Genomic DNA, 16,757 nt, shown 5'->3' with positions numbered 1-16,757 from the left:
CGGTCTCGCGGGCGAGCATCAGCCGGTCGCCAAGGCTCGACACCGCGGGCGTCTCGATCAGATAATCGTCGCTGGCGGGGGCAGGCTCGGGAGTGTCGAAGCCAGCGCTGGGGCCATCGGCCCAGGTCGCGGCGGTGACCGGCGGGTTCGGGGCAGCGCGGCGCGCCTCCTCGATCTCGGCGTTCAGCTTGGCCTGGGTCTCGGCGTCGACCAGTTCCTTCCAGTTGATCACGCCATAGATGAAGTCGATCGTGTCCTCGTCGGACGAGAAGGGCATCAGGATGCCGCGATACAGCGTGTTGTGACCGCGCGTGCCGACGAACTCGGCCTCGAAGCCGATCGGCGCGCGATTGGCGATGATCTGGAGATAGTGATCGGTCAGCCGCGACAGCAGCGAACGGCTCGGCACCTGGCCGACATGGGTGATCGACGCGTCCAGCCCGGTTTCGTCGCGCAGCGCGCGGCCGAGATAGCGGATATGCGGATTCTCGACGCCTTCGGAGAAATCGAGCAGCACCGAATGCGGACCGAAATCGGCGATATTCTCCGGATCGAGATCCTCGATCGACGGATAGGCGCGGCCGCGCAGCAGCGACACCCAATGATTATAGGCGCGCACATGCATGCGGCGCTCGTCGGTGCCGATCTCGACCGGACGGTCCTCGACCGCTTCGTGCTCGATCGCCGACTCCAGCGGATCATTGATTCCGCGAGACATGTCCATTGCGTGTGCTCCACTCGGGCATGTGCCCGGTTACCCTTGGGGACACTTGTGCAACGGGCGTGGTAAACGACGCGTAAATTCGTGGCGGGACTAGGTAGTTTGCCTGCGCCGGCGCCGCGGCTGGGGACAAGGATTTCGCAACGCTTGTCAGCTAGGGATCATGCTGGTAAGCGCCCCGCTCCCGGCAGGCACTTGCCTGTGGATTGGCCGCCTTAGCTCAGCTGGTAGAGCATCGCATTCGTAATGCGGGGGTCACAGGTTCGAGTCCTGTAGGCGGCACCATTTCCCGATATTCGCATTTCGCATCGCTGGCCGGCGCCGGGGGCGATCGGTGCCGGCCAGCGATGGCGACTCAGGCGGCCTTCGCCTTGGCGCGCAGCGACAGGCAATAGCCCGCGGTGATCGCGATTCCGGCAATCACTGCCGCGCAGCCGCCGATCACGGCGATCTGGATCGGGGCGAAGGCCCAGAGTGCGGCGTAGATCAGGCCGCTCAGCACCATCGACCAGCCGCCGACGCGGGCGGCCTTGCGGGCGCCGGCGCTGGGGACGAAGGCCTTGGGCATGCGATTGCCGTACCAGGCGATCAGCAGACCATTGGTGCCCACGACGATGCGGGTCACCGTGTCGGCATCGATATAGCCCCATTGCCGGGCGAAGGTCGCGCCCAGCGCCAGGACGATGATGCCGCCGGCCCAGGTGATGGCCGAACCCAGTTCCTTGTTCATTGTGCACTCTCCTTGCCGGGCTCGGGCGCCTTTGCGCCGAGGCCGAATGAATCGACGAAACCCAGCAGCGCTTCTTCGAGCACCGAGAGCTTCAGATGGTAGATCACGGATTTGCCGGCCTTTTCGGCATGGACCAGATCGGCTTCCTTCAGCACCGCGAAGTGCGCCGACATCGTCGGCTTGGACACGTCGAACTGGTCGCTGATCTCGCCTGCACTCAGCGGCCCCTTGCGCAGCAACTGCAGCACGCGGCGGCGGGTGGGGTCGGACAATGCTTTGAAGACCTGGCTCATAATTCGATAATTAGCCAATTATCGAATTGAGTCAAGCGATACTCTTTTACCGCCTTCCGGCCTGGCGGGTGCCGAACCGGGTTTGCGCTCGCGTCGCGTCGCGCGCCGCGTCGAGCGTGCGGAACTTGCCCGGGGGGTCGTTGGCCGATTCGAGGCGATGGTCGCGGCCGAGCCTGTCCAGCAGCGCCGGGGACAAGACGGTTGCGGTGAGTTCAGGGTCATCCGGATGCCATGCGGCGACGGGATCGATGCCATTGGCCAAGCGCCTCACCCGGTCGCTGCTTGCGATCAGCACCGGCTGCAGGCCATGCAGGCAAGGCGATGCGAGCTGCGTCAGCCTTGCCGGATAGAGTGTACCGGCATTGGCGAGGAAGGTCTGGTGCGGGCTGATCTGTAGGATCGTGCGGTCGCCCTTCGCCATGGTCTGGCCGATCGCGTCGCACTCGGGGGACTGCGGGACGGCACGATATCCGTGTTCGAGCAGGCGCAGGTGCAGATAGCGATCCTCGTTCCAATAGTCGGTGACGACAGCGAAAGTGGCGCCGGGCGGCGCGGAGGCGATGACGCGATCGATCAGCGCGAAGTTGCCGCGGACACCGGCTTGCCATTGCTGCCAGAGCGGGATGGCGGCGATCCGCCCGATCATCGCGCGGGGACCGTCAGAGACATAGACGATGGCAGGTGGCGCGATCAGGACGGCGGCGATCAGGGCACTGACCGCGCCGGGCATGAAGCGCCGGCCGCTGCGCCATTCGGAGAGAAGCTGCATCGCGCCCAGCACGCAGACGCTGGCGAGGAACGGCGTCAGCGGCAGGAGCTGGCGGACCTCCCAGATCCTTCCGGCGAGCGCGAGGTTCATCAACAGCGGCATGCCGAGCAGCAATGCGGCCCGATGCCTGCCGCCAGCCAGTGCCGGGCGGATGCCGAGCAGGCAGAGGAGCAGCGCGGGCGGGCCGAGGAACAGCAGCATCGCCAGCGATTGACGCCAGAGATCGCCCGGTCGTTCCCATAAGGTCACGGCGCGCGCGCCGGTTCGGATCGCGTCGAGCGGGGACGCGCCGACCAGTGCGAATGCGAGCCAGAGCGTTGTGAGGCTGGCGATGGCAGCGATGGCGGTGGCCGCGGCTGCGCGGGGCAGGGGCTGGCGTTGCCAGGCGATGAGCAGGATGGCGGGGGTGACGAGGACCAGATCGGTCCGGACGGTGATCGCCAGCCCGGTCAGCAGCCCGGTGGCGAGTGCTGTCGCCACGCCCTGCCGCGCCGCGAAGATCGCGAGCCCGGCGACCAGCAGGCCCGCGCCCAGCATATTGTCGGCGAAGAAGAAGCTGCTCTCGGCGATGCCCGGGATCAGCAGCAGCACCGCGCAGATCAGCAGCCATGGCGCGCCGGTCCATTGGCGGATCAGCCGCGCGCTGCCGCCCGCGAGCAGGATGAGGCCGAGCAGGGTGAGCAGCCGCATCGCGGCCTCCCCCGAAAGACCGAGCTTCACCAGCCCCGCGACGCCGAGGACGGCGCCCAGCTTGGTCAGCCCGAAATATTCGGTGTTGATCGGTTGCGACGGAAAGAAGTCGGCCAGCGTGCCTTCGGACAGATGGATGCCGAGCGACACGATGGAGGCGCTGAAGCCCTCGACATGGACTGGATACAGCGCGGGCGAGAGCAGCCATGCGGCGAGCACGGCAAGCGCGATCCAGGCGGCGCGGAGCTTCACAGCGTGACCCGGACGACCGAAATGCGCGCGCGATGGGCACTTTCGGCGCCGATATCGCTATCCTCGAAGGCGAGGCACTGTTCGGGCGATACGCCCAGGCGGGCCATTGCCAGCAGATAGGGATCGGGCGCGGGCTTGGGATTGGTTGCATCATCGCCGGTGACGACCGTGTCGAACAGCGTATCGAGACCATGCGCGGCGAGCACCGCTTCGACGCTGGGCGGCGAGGCGTTAGTGACCAGCGCCAGCCGCAACCGGCCGGACACGGCGCGGGCGAGGCCGACGAGCTGCGTATTGACCTGCGTCTCGCCGAGCATCGCGGGATAGAGGATCTGCTTGCGCGCGGCGATGGCGGCATGGTCCGCGCCGGGCAGCAGGACCGGGAGGAACTGGCTCCAGTGACGGCCCGCCGCGACCGCTTCGAACGCGTCGCGTTCCACCGCGCATCCGGCCTCGGCCAGCGCAGCGGCATAGGCGCGGTAATTGGCGCCGGCGGTGTCGACCAGCGTGCCGTCCAGATCGAAGAGCAGGGCGGCGAGATCAGCCATCCGCGCCCTCGTCGAAACGGCGCAGCAGCAGCGAGGCACAGGCGAAGAACGACAGCGCGCGGCCGGGCTGGTTGCGGATCTTGTAGGGGATCAGGCGGAGATAGTTGACGATCTCGTGCAGCTGGATCTCACGCAGGGTCGCGGCCTCGAACCGCTGGGCGAGCAGCGCGCGATACCGGGCGAGCAGCTCGGCATAGACGTTCGACTGGGAGAGCATCAGCGTGATCTCGTCACCCTGAAGCCGCGCGGGTGCGCCACGGTTGATTGTCTCGTACCCCAGATGGAGCGACTGCATCAGCTTGGCCCAGTCGATCAGCGGGCTGTTGAACCGGTTCTCGGGGTTCGGATCGATCAGATACCAGCCGGGCGCGCGGTCCGGGCAGATGATGATGTTTTCGAAGGTCAGGTCACCATGGATCGCGGCGGTCTCTCGCGCGGCGAAGCGGGCGATCAGCGCATCGCGGTTCAGCAGGGGTGCCCATTCGGCCAGCGAGAAACTCTCTCCATTGATGCGATAGGTTTCGGGCAGTTGCAGCCGGGCAAAGTCGAGCGCCTGCCGGGCATTGGCGACGATCTTCTCATCGACATAGCGGACGAGATCCTCGGGCGCGCAGCTGCCGGTGCTGCTGGCGGCGTGATGGGTGGCGACGCCTTCCACGACGGTTTCGAGCAAGGCGAGGCAGGTGGCGGGCGGGGCGGTGTGCGCCACCTCGTACAGGTCTCGCGCCGAGGCATGATAGGGCATGTCGTAGCGGAAACGGGTGCCGTCGCCGCTACGGGCGGCCACTTCGGCGAGCGGCAGGCGGGCGGCGTGGCGGTCCAGCCATTCGGCCTGCTCGACCAGCTTGGCCGCGGCGGCGCCATTGGCGAACTTGCGGATGCCGAAGCGCTGCTCGACCTCGACCACGGCGGTGATCGCGTCCGATCCGCCGGGCAGGATGCGGTGGACGATGGCGTCGCCCAGACCGTGCATGCCGAAGGTGGCGACCACCGGATCGCTGTCGGTGAAGTGCGCGCGCAGCATCGCGCCATAGTCGCCGCGATTGACGAAGGCGTTGCGCAGCGCCGGATCGGCCGAAGCAACCAGTGGCAGGCCGATGCGGCGGACGCGGGCGACCGAACGCTCGACCCCGCGCCAGTCGGCGGCGAGGCCCAGCACGAGGATCAGCAGCGCGGCGAGGCTAGTGAAGACGATGATCGCGCTGCCCATCTCGCGCGAACGGTCGAGCAGCGAACGCAATGGACTGTCGACCATCGTCGCGATCACCTCGTCCAGCGGATAGCCGGTCGCGCGGGCGAAGGTGGCATAGGCGGCGAGATAGGCGGCCCACATCGCGGCGGTGAGCGCGAGGTAGCGCGGGCGGATCAGTCTCGTGCTGGCGACGAGGCGCACGGTCGACCAGGCGAGATCGGCGATGGCGATGCGGATGCGATCGTTGAATAGGGATGCGACCAGCCACAGCAAGCGCCGGGCGGCCTTGGACATGCGGATGGCCCAGCTGCCTGCGACGATGGCGACGATGCCGCCGCCGAGAATGGCGATCACCGAAAGGTCGGCAATGCCCGAGATGATGAGCAGCGCGGCGAACACCGCGACCAGATCTGACAGGCGTTCGGCAAGGATCGTCGCGAGAACCCGGCCGACGCCAAGGTTCGCTCGCATCGCGACATAGAGGCCGCGCGCTGCCTCGCCGAGGCGGAAGGGCAGGACGGCGTTGATGACATAGGCGATGCTGAGACCGACCATCAGGTGGATCGTGCGCGGGCGCTCGTCCGCGGCGAACAGGTTGGCCTGCCGCGCGGCGCGGATGAAATGCGCGACCAGCAGCAGGGCGAGGGCAAGCGCCAGCATCATGGCGCGATCAGCCCCGGCAGGGCGGCGGGATCGACCGCTGCGAGTTCTTCCGGTGTACCGAACGAGAGGTGTGCGGTCAGCGGCTGAAAGGCGATGCGCTCGCCTGCATCGCAGAGTTGGTTGAACAGCCCACTGACGAACAGCTCGTCATAAGGGCAATCGCGGCGATAGGCGGCGAGGGCTTCGGCGAAGACCTGCTTGCTCGCGAAGAAGTAGCAGCCGGCGATGGCGTAGGGGCTGACGACCTGCTTCTCGACCGTGCCGATGACGTGGCCGTCGGTGCCGAGGCGCACATAGGAATAGGCCGGACTGTCCGAGCGGAAGCCGACCAGCGCGCCTGCGTTGGCGGTCAGGTCCGGGATCGTGTCGAGGCGGAAACCGTGGTCGCAATCGTTGATCGCGAAGGGGCCGTCCTCGCTCAGCGCTTCGACCCCGAGCGCACCGGTTTCGGCGGCGCCTGCGGTGGGTTCGTCGATGACAACGATGCGGGCTTCGGGATAGTGAGCGAGGATCGCCGCGTCGATCGCATGGGCGGCGATATGCTCGCGCAGCACCACGAACAGCAGCTCGCGCAACGACGTGCGGCGGCGGACGCTTTCGACCGCCCACCAGAAGAAGGGTTTCCCGGCGAGGTCGATCAGCGGCTTCGGGATCGCGACACCGTTACGAGCGAAGCGCGATCCGCGGCCGGCCATAGGCATGACAAGCGCGAGGTCAGCCATGGCTCGCCTCGTTCCGCGCGATCACGTCGAAGGCATAGGCCTCGACCGGGCGGTCGCGGTGATCGGCCTCGTGGAAACGCTTGCGATGAAAGGCATAGGTCCAGGCGATGTCGAGCGTGCGCCACGCCTGCGAGACCAGCCGGACATTGGAAAGCTGATCGGTCTCACGCCAGCTGATCGGGAAGAAATGCAGGTCGCGGCCGGCGTCGATCATCTGGAGGAGGAGATAGACGTTGAAGCGCAGATCGTCCGAGGCGCGGATGACGGCGGGATCCTCGAATACGCTGCGCGCGAAGACGTTCAGGCCCGAACCGAGATCGGTCACGCGGCGGCCCGAGACGATGGAGAAGATCAGGTTGAACACACGGTTGCCGAAGGTGCGGAAGGCCGAATAGCCCTGAAGGCTGGAGCCCTTGGCAAAGCGCGCGCCGAGCAGTGCGTCGTGGCGGCGATGCTCGCCCGTTTCGAGCAGCGGGACCAGATCGGAGATGCGGCCCTGATCGTCGCCGTGCAGCACTGCGACATGGGCGAAGCCTTCGCGCGAGGCGTGAGCGAAGGCCGATTTGTGCGATCCGCCGAGATGGTGGTTGGCGCGGTTGCGGGCGATGGTGACGGGCATCGGCAGTGATGCCGCAGCAGCCGTGGCGCGCTCGACCGTGCCGTCGCTGCTGCCATTGTCGAGGACGAGGACATCGAACAGCGCCGGGTCGACCGCGTGAAGCTGGCCCAGCGTCCGCTCGATCTGCGGTGCGCAATTATAGCAAGGGATGAAGAGGAGGATGCGCTCAGCCATTGCGCCGGCCGAGTGTTGCCCGGGCGAGGGTGCGCGAGACGAGGAAATTGCACAGCAGCTGCGGGGGGGTGACGATGCATTTGGCGGCGAAGGTTGCTGCGGTCCCGGCGCCGAGCAGGGGCAGGATTGCACCGATGGCGAGCGAGGCGGCGAGGATCAGCGCGGCGGTGTAGATCAGGTAGATGCCGAGGCGGATTTCGGTGCGGTGGCGCTGCCCGTCATGGATGCGGTGGTGCGAGACCAGATAGACGAGCGACGCGGCAGTGGCGGCGCTGAACAGATTGGCGACGCTCGCGGGGATCTGGAACAGCGCGACCAGAGCAAGCAGCAGCGCGGTATCGAGCAGCCAGCCGCCGCCCGAAAGCGCCGCGAACCGCGCGAAATCCCTATGGGGTGCGTCCTTGTACCCGAGCATGTGCCATCCATCCGCGCCCGCGCGACGCTGAGGCCGGACTCAAGCGATTTATGGTGAAGATCGGGTTAAGTTCGGAGCGTTCAGCTGCGTTCCTTCACCGTCTCCATCGCCACGAAGGTGGACGTGCTGGCAACATGCGGCAGGCTGGAGATCTTCTCGCCCAGCACCTCGCGATAGCGGCGGATGTCCGAGGTGCGGACCTTGAGCAGATAGTCGAAGCTGCTCGCGATCATGTGGCATTCCTCCACCTCGGGGATGCGGCGGACGGCAGTGTTGAATTCGCGCAGGGCGGCCTCGCGCGTGTCGGACAGCTTCACCTCGGCAAAGGCGACATGGTCCATGCCCAGCTTTGCGGAATCGAGGATCGCGGAGAAGCCGCGGATCACCCCGCTGTCGAGCAGCTTGCGCAGGCGGACCTGGCAGGGGGTCTTGGACAGGCCGACCTTCACCGCGAGATCGGTGACGGTCATCCGCCCGTCCTGCACGAGCGCGGCGATGATCTTGCGGTCGAACTCATCCAGATCGACCGGAATCGGCTTGGTTTCCATATAATCTGCCTATCAAAGCGCGAATATAAGGCAAGATGTGCCGAATATCGGCTCTGAAAAGTCGGATCGACCTGCAAGGCTGCGATATTATCCGGCCATGACGATGCCCGCCCCGTTCGCCGCTTTCGCCCCCGCCATCCGCGAGCAGTCGCCGCTGCGCAAGGCGATCACCGCTGCCTATCGCCGCGACGAGGCCGAATGCCTTGCACCGCTGATCGAGGCGGCCAGCCTGTCTGACGCGGAGCGCGCCGCGGTGCGCGAGACGGCGACGGCGCTGGTCACTGCGTTGCGCGCCAACCACAAGGGCACCGGTGTCGAAGGGCTGGTGCAGGAATATTCGCTGTCCAGCCAGGAAGGCGTGGCGCTGATGTGCCTGGCCGAAGCGCTGCTGCGCATCCCGGACAATGACACGCGCGACGCGCTGATCCGCGACAAGATCGCCGATGGCGACTGGGGCTCGCATCTGGGCGGCGGCAAGTCGCTGTTCGTCAATGCCGCGACCTGGGGGCTGGTGGTGACCGGCAAGCTGGTCGGCAGTGTGGACGATCGCCGGATCGGCGCGGCGCTGGCGCGGCTGGTGGCGCGCGCGGGCGAGCCGGTGATCCGCCGCGGCGTCGATCTGGCGATGCGGATGATGGGCGAGCAGTTCGTCACCGGCGAGACGATCGAGGAAGCGCTGAAGCGCGCCAAGGCGATGGAGAGCAAGGGCTTCGGCTACAGCTACGACATGCTGGGCGAAGCGGCGACCACCGCCGCCGACGCCAGCCGCTATCACGCCGATTACACCGCCGCGATCCACGCCATCGGCAAGGCTTCGGCCGGGCGTGGCGTCTATGGCGGGCCGGGCATCTCGATCAAGCTCTCCGCCCTGCATCCGCGCTACGCCCGCAGTCAGGCCGACCGGGTGATGAACGAGCTGCTGCCCCGCGTGCGCGAGCTGGCCTTGCTGTCCAAGGGCTATGACATCGGCTTCAACATCGATGCCGAGGAAGCCGACCGGCTGGAGCTGTCGCTCGACCTGCTGGAAAGCCTCGCGACCGATCCCGAACTGGCCGGATGGAACGGCCTGGGCTTCGTGGTGCAGGGCTATGGCAAGCGCTGCCCGTTCGTGATCGACTGGATCGTCGATCTGGCGCGGCGCAGTGGGCGGCGGATCATGGTGCGGCTGGTCAAGGGAGCCTATTGGGACGCCGAGATCAAGCGCGCGCAGGTGGACGGGCTGGCCGATTTCCCGGTCTATACCCGCAAGCTGCACACCGACGTCGCCTATGTCGCCTGCGCGAAGAAGCTGCTCGCCGCGCCCGACGCGGTGTTCCCGCAATTCGCCACGCACAATGCGCAGACGCTGGCGACGATCTACCGCCTCGCCGGGCCGGACTTCGCCATCGGCAAGTATGAGTTCCAGTGCCTGCACGGCATGGGCGAGCCGCTGTACGAACAGGTCGTCGGCAGCGACAAGCTCGACCGACCGTGCCGCATCTACGCCCCAGTCGGCACGCACGAAACGCTGCTGGCCTATCTGGTCCGCCGCCTGCTGGAGAATGGGGCGAACTCGTCCTTCGTGAACCGCATCGCCGATCCGGCGGTGTCGATCGCGGAGATGGTCGCCGATCCGGTCGAGATCGTGAAAGCGATGCCGCATCCGGGCGCGCGGCACGATCTGATCGCGGCGCCCGCGGGCTTGTATCCGGACCGCCGCAATTCGGCCGGACTGGACCTGACCGATGAAGGCGCGCTCGCGGCGCTGGCCGAGGCGCTGAAGGAAAGTGCGGGGATCGCTTGGAACGCCGAGGGAGGCGATACGCCGCAGCCGGTGCTGAACCCCGCGGACCAGCGCGATGTGGTGGGCATGGTCGCCGAAATGTCGGTCGCGCAGGCCGAAGCAGCCGTGGCCCGCGCCGCCGCGAGCCGCTGGACCGAAGTGCCGGTGGGCGACCGCGCGGCGATGCTGGAGCGCGCTGCCGATGCGATGGAAGCGCGCATGCCGATCCTGCTGGGCCTCATCATGCGCGAGGCAGGCAAATCGACTGCCAACGCCATTGCCGAAGTGCGCGAAGCGGTGGACTTCCTGCGCTATTATGCGGCGCAGGCGCGGACGACGTTCACCCCGGCGCAGGTTCCGCTGGGGCCGGTGGTGTGCATCAGCCCGTGGAACTTCCCGCTGGCGATCTTCACCGGACAGGTTGCCGCGGCTTTGGTCGCGGGCAATCCGGTGCTGGCCAAGCCTGCCGAGGAAACCCCGCTGATCGCTGCCGAAGCGGTGCGGCTGCTGCACGAAGCGGGTGTGCCGGGCGATGCGTTGCAGTTCGTCCCCGGCGCGGGTGAGGTCGGCGCGGCGCTGGTGGGTGCGGCAGATACGGCGGGCGTGGTCTTCACCGGATCGACCGAAGTCGCCCGGCTGATCCAGCGGCAACTGGCCGCCACCGGAAAGCCGGTCCCGCTGATTGCCGAAACCGGCGGACAGAATGCGATGATCGTCGACAGCTCGGCGCTGGCCGAACAGGTTGTGGCCGACGTGATCGCTTCAGCCTTCGACAGCGCGGGTCAGCGTTGCTCGGCGCTGCGCATCCTGTGCCTTCAGGACGATGTGGCGGATCGCACGCTGACGATGCTGAAGGGCGCGCTGAAGGAGCTGCGCATCGGCCGGACCGACCGGCTGGCAGTGGATACCGGCCCGGTCATCACCGCCGAGGCGCAGGGCAACATCACCGCCCATATCGATGCGATGCGCGCGAAAGGCCGGAACGTCGAGCAGCAGGCGCTGCCGCCCGAGAGCGACGAGGGGACCTTCGTGCCCCCGACGATCATCGAGCTGGAGAGCATCGCCGATCTGGAGCGCGAAGTGTTCGGCCCGGTGTTGCATGTGGTGCGGTTCCGGCGCGACGATCTGGGCGCGCTGATCGAAGCGATCAATGCGACCGGCTATGGCCTGACCTTCGGCCTGCACACCCGGCTGGACGAGACGGTGGATTATGTCACCTCGCGGGTGAAGGCCGGCAATCTCTATGTGAACCGCAACGTGATCGGCGCGATCGTGGGCGTGCAGCCGTTCGGCGGGCGCGGGCTTTCGGGCACCGGGCCGAAGGCAGGCGGGCCGCTGTATCTCGGCCGGTTCGTGCAGGTGCCGCCCGCGTTCGAGGGACGCGGCGAGGTGGATAACAGGCCGCTGAACGCCTTTGCCGATTGGCTGGACGCGCAGGACGAGCGTGAAGCGGCGGCGCTGGCGCGTGCCTATGGCGCGGCATCGGCGCTGGGGTTTGAGACGCTGCTGCCGGGGCCGGTGGGCGAGCGCAACGTCTATGCGCTGCATCCGCGCGGCCGCGTGCTGATCCAGCCCGAGACGAAGGCGGGCCTGTACGAACAGATGGCCGCCGTGCTGGCCACGGGTAATCGCGGACGGATCGAAGGGATGGCGCTTCCGGCGGGCCTTCCGGTCGAGGTGGTGGCTGCCTTTGCCGACAGCGCCGAACCGGCATCGGTCGCGCTGGTGGAGGGCGATGCGGCGCGGGTTGCGGCGGCAGTGAAGGCCGCGGCGGCGCTGCCCGGCCCGATCGTGTCGGTGCATGTGGCCGAGACGGGCCGCCCGCTCGCCTATCATTGCGACTGGCTGCTCGAGGAAGTGTCGATCTCGACCAACACCACCGCGGCAGGCGGCAATGCCAGCCTGATGATGATCGGCTAGACCCCGGCGGACGGTCATCGCATGGTGCGGGCAACCACAAGGGGTTCCCGCAATGCGCTATGTCCGGATGCCGATCGAAGTCGAATCGCCCGAGGAATATGGCTATGGCAATATCCGCCATAACCTCTCGGAAAGTTCGGTCGCGGACCGGACCATCGGCGGGCTGGGGCTGGCGGTTCCCGACCTGACCCTGCTCTATGGCGAGCATCGCGGCAGCGAGCGGCTGCGTGCGCTGATCGCCGAGGATGCGCCGGGGCTGAGCGCGGACGATGTGCTGGTGACCGGCGGCGCGGCGACCGCCTTGTTCATCATCTCGACCTCGCTGCTTGGAGCCGGGGACCATCTGGTCGTGATCCGCCCCAATTACGCGACCAATATCGAAACGCCGCGCGCGATCGGGTGCGACATCAGCTTCATCGATCTCGCGTTCGAGAACGGCTTCCGCATCGATCTGGCCGCGCTGGAAGCCGCGATCACGCCGAGGACGCGCTTCATCAGCGTTACCTGTCCGCACAATCCCACCGGCGTTTCGATGCCCGAGGTGGATTTGCGCAGCCTGGTCGGAATCGCGGCGAAGCATGGCTGCTATCTGCTGGTCGACGAGACCTATCGTGACCTTTGCTACGATGTGCCGCTGCCGCTGGCGGCATCGCTGGGCAGCCATGTGATCAGCGTGTCCTCGCTGTCCAAGGCCTACGGTATCCCCGGCATCCGTATCGGCTGGCTGATCACCAGCGACCCGAAGCTGCAGGAGCTGTTCCTTGCCGCCAAGGAGCAGATCAGCATCTGCGGCAGCGTGGTCGACGAGTGGATCGCCGAGCAGGTGATGGAGCGGCGCCATGCGATCCTGAAGCCGACCCTGATCGAGATGAAGCAGCGGCTGGCGCGGATCACCGAATGGATGGCGGGCGAGGAATTGCTCGAATGGGTGCCGCCGCAGGGTGGCGTGGTCTGCTTCCCGCGGATGCGCGCCGATCCGCCGGGCGGGACCGAGGGCTTCTACCGGCGACTGCTGGAACAGCACGGCACCTATGTCGGCCCCGGTCACTGGTTCGAGATGCCCGACAGCTATTTCCGGCTCGGCTATGGCTGGCCCGAACGCGACAGCCTAGAGGCCGGGCTGGAGGGCATTTCGCGCGCATTGCGGGATTAGTTATGCCTTCTCTCTATGGGGGACGGCCGCAACGCGCATTGCCGGTGCCGGGGGCAGACCCTAGGTCGGATGCTCAGTCAGTCAGGATGATGCGCGCATGGTCTATTATCTCGGCGTCGATGCGGGCGGCAGCCATTGCCGCAGCCGGCTGATCGACCAGAGCGGAAAGATCCTGGGCACCGGTGAGACCGGGCCGGCCAATGCGCGGATCGGGATGGAGCTGCTCCACGCGACGCTGTGGGATGCGTGCAGCCAGGCGATCGAGATGGCCGGGCTGGATGCCGAGGCTGCCTCGACCATCCATGCCGGCATGGGCATTGCGGGTATTTCGCGGCCGGGCGTGCGCGACAAGCTGGCCGAGCTGGAGTTTCCGTTCGCCAGCGTCGCGTTCGAAACCGATGCGGTGATCGCCAATATCGGTGCGCATGGCGGCGCGGACGGGGCGACCCTGGTCATCGGCACCGGAAGCATCGCGCTGGTGCGGGTGGGCGGCACCGATTTCTCGATCGGCGGCTATGGCTTCCCGATCTCCGACGAAGGCAGCGGCGCGGCGCTGGGGCTGAGCGCGATGCGGCACGCACTGCGCGCGCTGGACGGGCGCAGCGAGCGGACGCCGCTGTCGATCGCGGTGGCGGCGCGGTTCGGGCACGAGACCGCGCGGGCGGTTGCATGGATGGATGAGGCGACCCCCAAGGATTATGCCGAGCTGGCGCCGCTGGTGATGGACTATGCCGAGAATGACGACGCCATCGCGCGATCGATCGTCGAGGATGCGGCACTGCATATCGAGCGCTTCATCCACACCGTGTTCGCGCAGGGTGCGCCTGCCTGTGCGCTGGCAGGGGGCCTCTCGAAGCGGATGCGGCCCTGGCTGCGCGAGCGGACCGCGGCGCGGCTGGTCGAGGCGCAGGGCGATCCGTTGAGCGGGGCGCTGCTGCTGGCGGGGTATCGGAACGACTGAAACCGTCCCATCGTCACCCCGGCCTTGTGCCGGGGTCCACCCGGATGATGGGTGAGTAGCAAGAGGTTCAGAGATCAGCCGGTGAGGCTGAGTGGACCCCGGCACAAGGCCGGGGTGACGGACAGGAGGCTTAAACCTCCCCCTCGTCCGACCGTTGCCCAGCAATCCACGTTGCCGTCACGCGCCGATCCTCATCCAGATGGACCAGATCCGCGGCAAGGCCCGGCGCGATGGCGCCGGTCTTCTCGGTCAGGCGGAGGAATGTTGCGGGATTGGCGCTGGCCATGCGCGAGGCTTCGGGAAGCGTGTGCCCGAGCATATCCATCGCGTTGCGCACCGCCCCCGCCATGGTCAGCGCGGAACCGGCCAGCGTGCCGTCCGGGCCGGTGACGATGCCGTCGGCCATATGGATCCTCGTGCCCATGAGGGTGAAGTCCGGATCGGCACCACCCACAGGAGGCATGGCGTCGGTCACCAGCATCGCGCCGTCGATCCCGCGCGCGGCGATGGCGATGCGCAGTGCGGCAGGATGGACATGGTGCCCATCGACGATCAGCCCGAAATGGCTCGCGCGATCCTCGATGGCCGCACCGACCATGCCCGGTTCGCGGCTGCCGAGCTGGGTCATCGCGTTGAACAAATGGGTGAAGCCGTGCAGCCCCTCGGCCAGCGCGGCGCGGGTCTGGTCGTAATCGGCGAGGCTATGGCCCGCCGCAATGATCACCCCTGCCTCGGCCAGCGCGCGGACGGTGCCCGGATGCGCCAGTTCGGGGGCCAGCGTGACGAGGCGGGCGCCCGGGCCGGGCCGGGTCAGCAGGTCGAACGCATCGTCGTCCAGCGCGCGGAACTTGGAGGCGTCGTGGATGCCCTTCTTGCCTGCGTTGAGGAACGGCCCCTCGACATGGATGCCGAGCACGCCCGGCTCGCCTGCCGCGATGGCGGCATCCACCGCATCGATTGCGGCGGCGACCACCGACAGATCGTCACTGATCAGCGTCGGTAACAGGCCCGTCGTGCCGAAGCGGCGATGCGCGGCGGCGATGGCGCGGATGCCTTCCACCGTCGGCGCATCGTTGAACAGGACGTCGCTGCCGCCATTCACCTGCGTGTCGATAAAGCCGGGCATCAGCCAGCCGCCGCCCAGCCGGACGCGCTCGGCGTCCGCCGGGATGGCGTCGACCGGCACGATCCGGCCGATCCGCGTGCCTTCGACCAGCACGGCATGGCCGGCCAGTACGCCTTCGGGCGTGACGATGGCGGCGCCGGTGAGTGCGATGGTCATAGCGTCCTCGTCACCTTTGCGAGGAAGGGCGGGCGATCCGGATCGCGGCCGCGCGCCAGTGAAAGCGCATTGGCGAAGCGGTAAAAGCTCTGGATCATCGCGATGGCGTCGGTCACCGGATGCGCATCCGTCAGGCTCGGCAGGCGGATCGTCGCCGCGGCGAGATCGTCGGGATGACCCGCCGCGATCACCGTCGCCCCGCGCGCGGCAAAGCTGGCGATGCGATCGGCAAGACCGGTACGTGCTTCGTCCGCGGGGCCGAACACGAACACCGGGTCATGCGCCTCGACCAAAGTCATCGGGCCATGCGCGACTTCGGCGCTGCTGAACGCTTCGGCATGCAGGCCGGAGGTTTCCTTGAACTTGAGCGCCGCTTCGCCCGCGATGGGGAAGGTGAGGCCGCGGCCGAGCACCAGCAGGCTCTGCGCGTCGATCAGCGGGGCGATTGCCGCGCTCCAGTCGAGATCCCATGCCGCAGCCAGCGTGTCTTCGATCCGGTCGAGCGCGGCGAGCAGTGCCGCGTCGCCGCTCCATTCGGCGGTCAGATGGGCGAGGGCGGTCAGCGTCGCGATGAAGCTCTTGGTCGCCGCCACGCTGGTCTCGGGACCGGCATGGAGCGGGATCGATATGTCGGCCATCGCGGCCAGCGGCGATTCGGCGTCATTGACCAGCACCACCAGCACCGCGCCCGCAGCCTTTGCGCCATCGGCCGCGGCGAGCAGATCGGGGCTGCGGCCCGATTGCGAGATGGCGATCAGCGGCACGCCAGCGAATTTGGGCGAAGTCGCCGCATAGAGCGCGCCGATCGACGGGGCATGGCTGAGCGTGGGCAGGCGCAGGCGCGTCTCGAACAACACCTTGGCGAAGCTTGCCGCCTGATCCGAGCTGCCCCGTGCCAGTGTCGCCGCGAAGGGCGCATCGAGCGCGCGCAGCCGTTCCGCCGCTGCCTTCACCGCATCGCGATTCAGCGCGATCTGGCGGGCGCATACCGAAGCGGCTTCGGCGGCTTCGCGGAACATCAGGCTCTCGCTGGTCATGGCCCTTCCAATAGCGATGGCGCGGCCCGCGCCAATGCGTATTAGTTGGCCACGCTATAGCCTGAGCGCCTTGCCGTTTCACGAGAGAGTGCATGTCCACCGAAACCATCGACCCGCAATATGCCGATCTCGACCTGTGGCCGACCGAGAGGGCGGTGGAGGCGATGCTGGACGGACAGATCGCGGCGGTGATGGCGCTGAAGGGCCAGTCCGGCGCGATCGCGGCGGCGGCGGATGCGGCGTCCGAACGGCTGCGGCGCAGCGGGCGGCTGGTCTATGTCGGCGCAGGGACCTCGGGCCGGGTCG

14 protein-coding genes, 1 tRNA gene and 2 pseudogenes are annotated in these 16,757 nt (G+C 67.5%); 5 read left to right on the top strand and 12 right to left on the bottom strand.

Annotated features, from left to right (window positions below; all coding sequences use genetic code 11):
• A pseudogene (locus P1X14_RS19205) lies at window positions 1-724 on the bottom strand (hypothetical protein); the annotation flags it as partial.
• Window positions 725-930: 206 nt separating this feature from the next.
• Here P1X14_RS19205 and P1X14_RS19200 point away from each other — a divergent pair.
• Window positions 931-1,006: transfer RNA gene (locus P1X14_RS19200), tRNA-Thr, on the top strand.
• A gap of 70 nt (window positions 1,007-1,076) precedes the next feature.
• Here P1X14_RS19200 and P1X14_RS19195 read toward each other — a convergent pair.
• The 9 genes from P1X14_RS19195 to P1X14_RS19155 form a co-directional block, all read right to left on the bottom strand.
• On the bottom strand, window positions 1,077-1,451 hold the full coding sequence (locus tag P1X14_RS19195; protein ID WP_277317032.1) for an ammonium transporter: 375 nt from the start codon (window positions 1,449-1,451) through the stop codon (window positions 1,077-1,079).
• Complete coding sequence (locus P1X14_RS19190) at window positions 1,448-1,744, bottom strand: autorepressor SdpR family transcription factor (RefSeq protein WP_277317031.1); 297 nt, start codon at window positions 1,742-1,744, stop codon at window positions 1,448-1,450. Before P1X14_RS19190 ends, P1X14_RS19195 begins: the two co-directional genes overlap by 4 nt.
• 46 nt (window positions 1,745-1,790) lie before the next feature.
• On the bottom strand, window positions 1,791-3,455 hold the full coding sequence (locus P1X14_RS19185; RefSeq protein ID WP_277317030.1) for a hypothetical protein: 1,665 nt from the start codon (window positions 3,453-3,455) through the stop codon (window positions 1,791-1,793).
• Entirely contained in the window at window positions 3,452-4,003 is a 552-nt protein-coding gene (locus P1X14_RS19180) for an HAD family phosphatase (protein ID WP_277317029.1), read from the bottom strand. Before P1X14_RS19180 ends, P1X14_RS19185 begins: the two co-directional genes overlap by 4 nt.
• Entirely contained in the window at window positions 3,996-5,855 is a 1,860-nt protein-coding gene (locus P1X14_RS19175; protein WP_277317028.1) for a lysylphosphatidylglycerol synthase domain-containing protein, read from the bottom strand. The genes P1X14_RS19180 and P1X14_RS19175 overlap by 8 nt, the downstream gene beginning before the upstream one ends.
• On the bottom strand, window positions 5,855-6,559 hold the full coding sequence (locus P1X14_RS19170; protein WP_277317027.1) for an NTP transferase domain-containing protein: 705 nt from the start codon (window positions 6,557-6,559) through the stop codon (window positions 5,855-5,857). The genes P1X14_RS19175 and P1X14_RS19170 overlap by 1 nt, the downstream gene beginning before the upstream one ends.
• A 13-nt stretch (window positions 6,560-6,572) precedes the next feature.
• Window positions 6,573-7,373, bottom strand: a complete 801-nt coding sequence (locus P1X14_RS19165; RefSeq protein WP_277317026.1) for a glycosyltransferase family 2 protein — start codon at window positions 7,371-7,373, stop codon at window positions 6,573-6,575.
• Complete coding sequence (locus P1X14_RS19160; RefSeq protein ID WP_277317025.1) at window positions 7,366-7,788, bottom strand: GtrA family protein; 423 nt, start codon at window positions 7,786-7,788, stop codon at window positions 7,366-7,368. Before P1X14_RS19160 ends, P1X14_RS19165 begins: the two co-directional genes overlap by 8 nt.
• Window positions 7,789-7,868: 80 nt before the next feature.
• A complete protein-coding gene (locus tag P1X14_RS19155; protein WP_277317024.1) occupies window positions 7,869-8,336 on the bottom strand; it encodes an Lrp/AsnC family transcriptional regulator in 468 nt (155 codons plus the stop codon).
• Window positions 8,337-8,433: 97 nt separating this feature from the next.
• On the opposite strand from P1X14_RS19155, the gene putA reads away from it, so the two are divergent.
• The 3 genes from putA (at window position 8,434) to P1X14_RS19140 (ending at window position 14,132) form a co-directional block, all read left to right on the top strand.
• Window positions 8,434-12,018 (top strand): trifunctional transcriptional regulator/proline dehydrogenase/L-glutamate gamma-semialdehyde dehydrogenase, encoded by a 3,585-nt coding sequence (gene putA, locus P1X14_RS19150; RefSeq protein WP_277317023.1) that lies wholly within the window; start codon window positions 8,434-8,436, stop codon window positions 12,016-12,018.
• Between the two features lie 52 nt (window positions 12,019-12,070).
• Complete coding sequence (locus P1X14_RS19145) at window positions 12,071-13,171, top strand: pyridoxal phosphate-dependent aminotransferase (RefSeq protein WP_277317022.1); 1,101 nt, start codon at window positions 12,071-12,073, stop codon at window positions 13,169-13,171.
• Window positions 13,172-13,268: 97 nt separating this feature from the next.
• A complete protein-coding gene (locus P1X14_RS19140) occupies window positions 13,269-14,132 on the top strand; it encodes a BadF/BadG/BcrA/BcrD ATPase family protein (RefSeq protein WP_277317021.1) in 864 nt (287 codons plus the stop codon).
• A 130-nt stretch (window positions 14,133-14,262) separates the two neighbouring features.
• Here P1X14_RS19140 and nagA read toward each other — a convergent pair whose 3' ends face one another.
• Together nagA and P1X14_RS19130 are read right to left on the bottom strand one after the other, a co-directional pair.
• Window positions 14,263-15,414, bottom strand: coding sequence for an N-acetylglucosamine-6-phosphate deacetylase (gene nagA / locus P1X14_RS19135; RefSeq protein WP_277317020.1), 1,152 nt, complete (start codon window positions 15,412-15,414; stop codon window positions 14,263-14,265).
• On the bottom strand, window positions 15,411-16,451 hold the full coding sequence (locus tag P1X14_RS19130; RefSeq protein WP_277317019.1) for an SIS domain-containing protein: 1,041 nt from the start codon (window positions 16,449-16,451) through the stop codon (window positions 15,411-15,413). The genes nagA and P1X14_RS19130 overlap by 4 nt, the downstream gene beginning before the upstream one ends.
• Window positions 16,452-16,543: 92 nt before the next feature.
• On the opposite strand from P1X14_RS19130, the pseudogene P1X14_RS19125 reads away from it, so the two are divergent.
• Window positions 16,544-16,757, top strand: a pseudogene (locus P1X14_RS19125) (N-acetylmuramic acid 6-phosphate etherase); the annotation flags it as partial.

It is taken from the genome of Sphingomonas sp. AOB5 (assembly GCF_029433115.1).
In the GTDB taxonomy this organism is placed as follows: domain Bacteria; phylum Pseudomonadota; class Alphaproteobacteria; order Sphingomonadales; family Sphingomonadaceae; genus Sphingomonas.
This window is presented reverse-complemented; position numbering and strand designations above follow the sequence as displayed.

Bases quoted from the DNA above. Each gene is read 5' to 3' on its own strand.
- P1X14_RS19195 (WP_277317032.1), bottom strand. From the start codon at position 1,451: ATGAACAAGGAACTGGGTTCGGCCATCACCTGGGCCGGCGGCATCATC.
- P1X14_RS19190 (WP_277317031.1), bottom strand. From the start codon at position 1,744: ATGAGCCAGGTCTTCAAAGCATTGTCCGACCCCACCCGCCGCCGCGTG.
- P1X14_RS19180 (WP_277317029.1), bottom strand. From the start codon at position 4,003: ATGGCTGATCTCGCCGCCCTGCTCTTCGATCTGGACGGCACGCTGGTC.
- P1X14_RS19175 (WP_277317028.1), bottom strand. From the start codon at position 5,855: ATGCTGGCGCTTGCCCTCGCCCTGCTGCTGGTCGCGCATTTCATCCGC.
- P1X14_RS19170 (WP_277317027.1), bottom strand. From the start codon at position 6,559: ATGCCTATGGCCGGCCGCGGATCGCGCTTCGCTCGTAACGGTGTCGCG.
- P1X14_RS19165 (WP_277317026.1), bottom strand. From the start codon at position 7,373: ATGGCTGAGCGCATCCTCCTCTTCATCCCTTGCTATAATTGCGCACCG.
- P1X14_RS19160 (WP_277317025.1), bottom strand. From the start codon at position 7,788: ATGCTCGGGTACAAGGACGCACCCCATAGGGATTTCGCGCGGTTCGCG.
- P1X14_RS19155 (WP_277317024.1), bottom strand. From the start codon at position 8,336: ATGGAAACCAAGCCGATTCCGGTCGATCTGGATGAGTTCGACCGCAAG.
- putA (WP_277317023.1), top strand. From the start codon at position 8,434: ATGACGATGCCCGCCCCGTTCGCCGCTTTCGCCCCCGCCATCCGCGAG.
- P1X14_RS19145 (WP_277317022.1), top strand. From the start codon at position 12,071: ATGCGCTATGTCCGGATGCCGATCGAAGTCGAATCGCCCGAGGAATAT.
- P1X14_RS19140 (WP_277317021.1), top strand. From the start codon at position 13,269: ATGGTCTATTATCTCGGCGTCGATGCGGGCGGCAGCCATTGCCGCAGC.
- nagA (WP_277317020.1), bottom strand. From the start codon at position 15,414: ATGACCATCGCACTCACCGGCGCCGCCATCGTCACGCCCGAAGGCGTA.
- P1X14_RS19130 (WP_277317019.1), bottom strand. From the start codon at position 16,451: ATGACCAGCGAGAGCCTGATGTTCCGCGAAGCCGCCGAAGCCGCTTCG.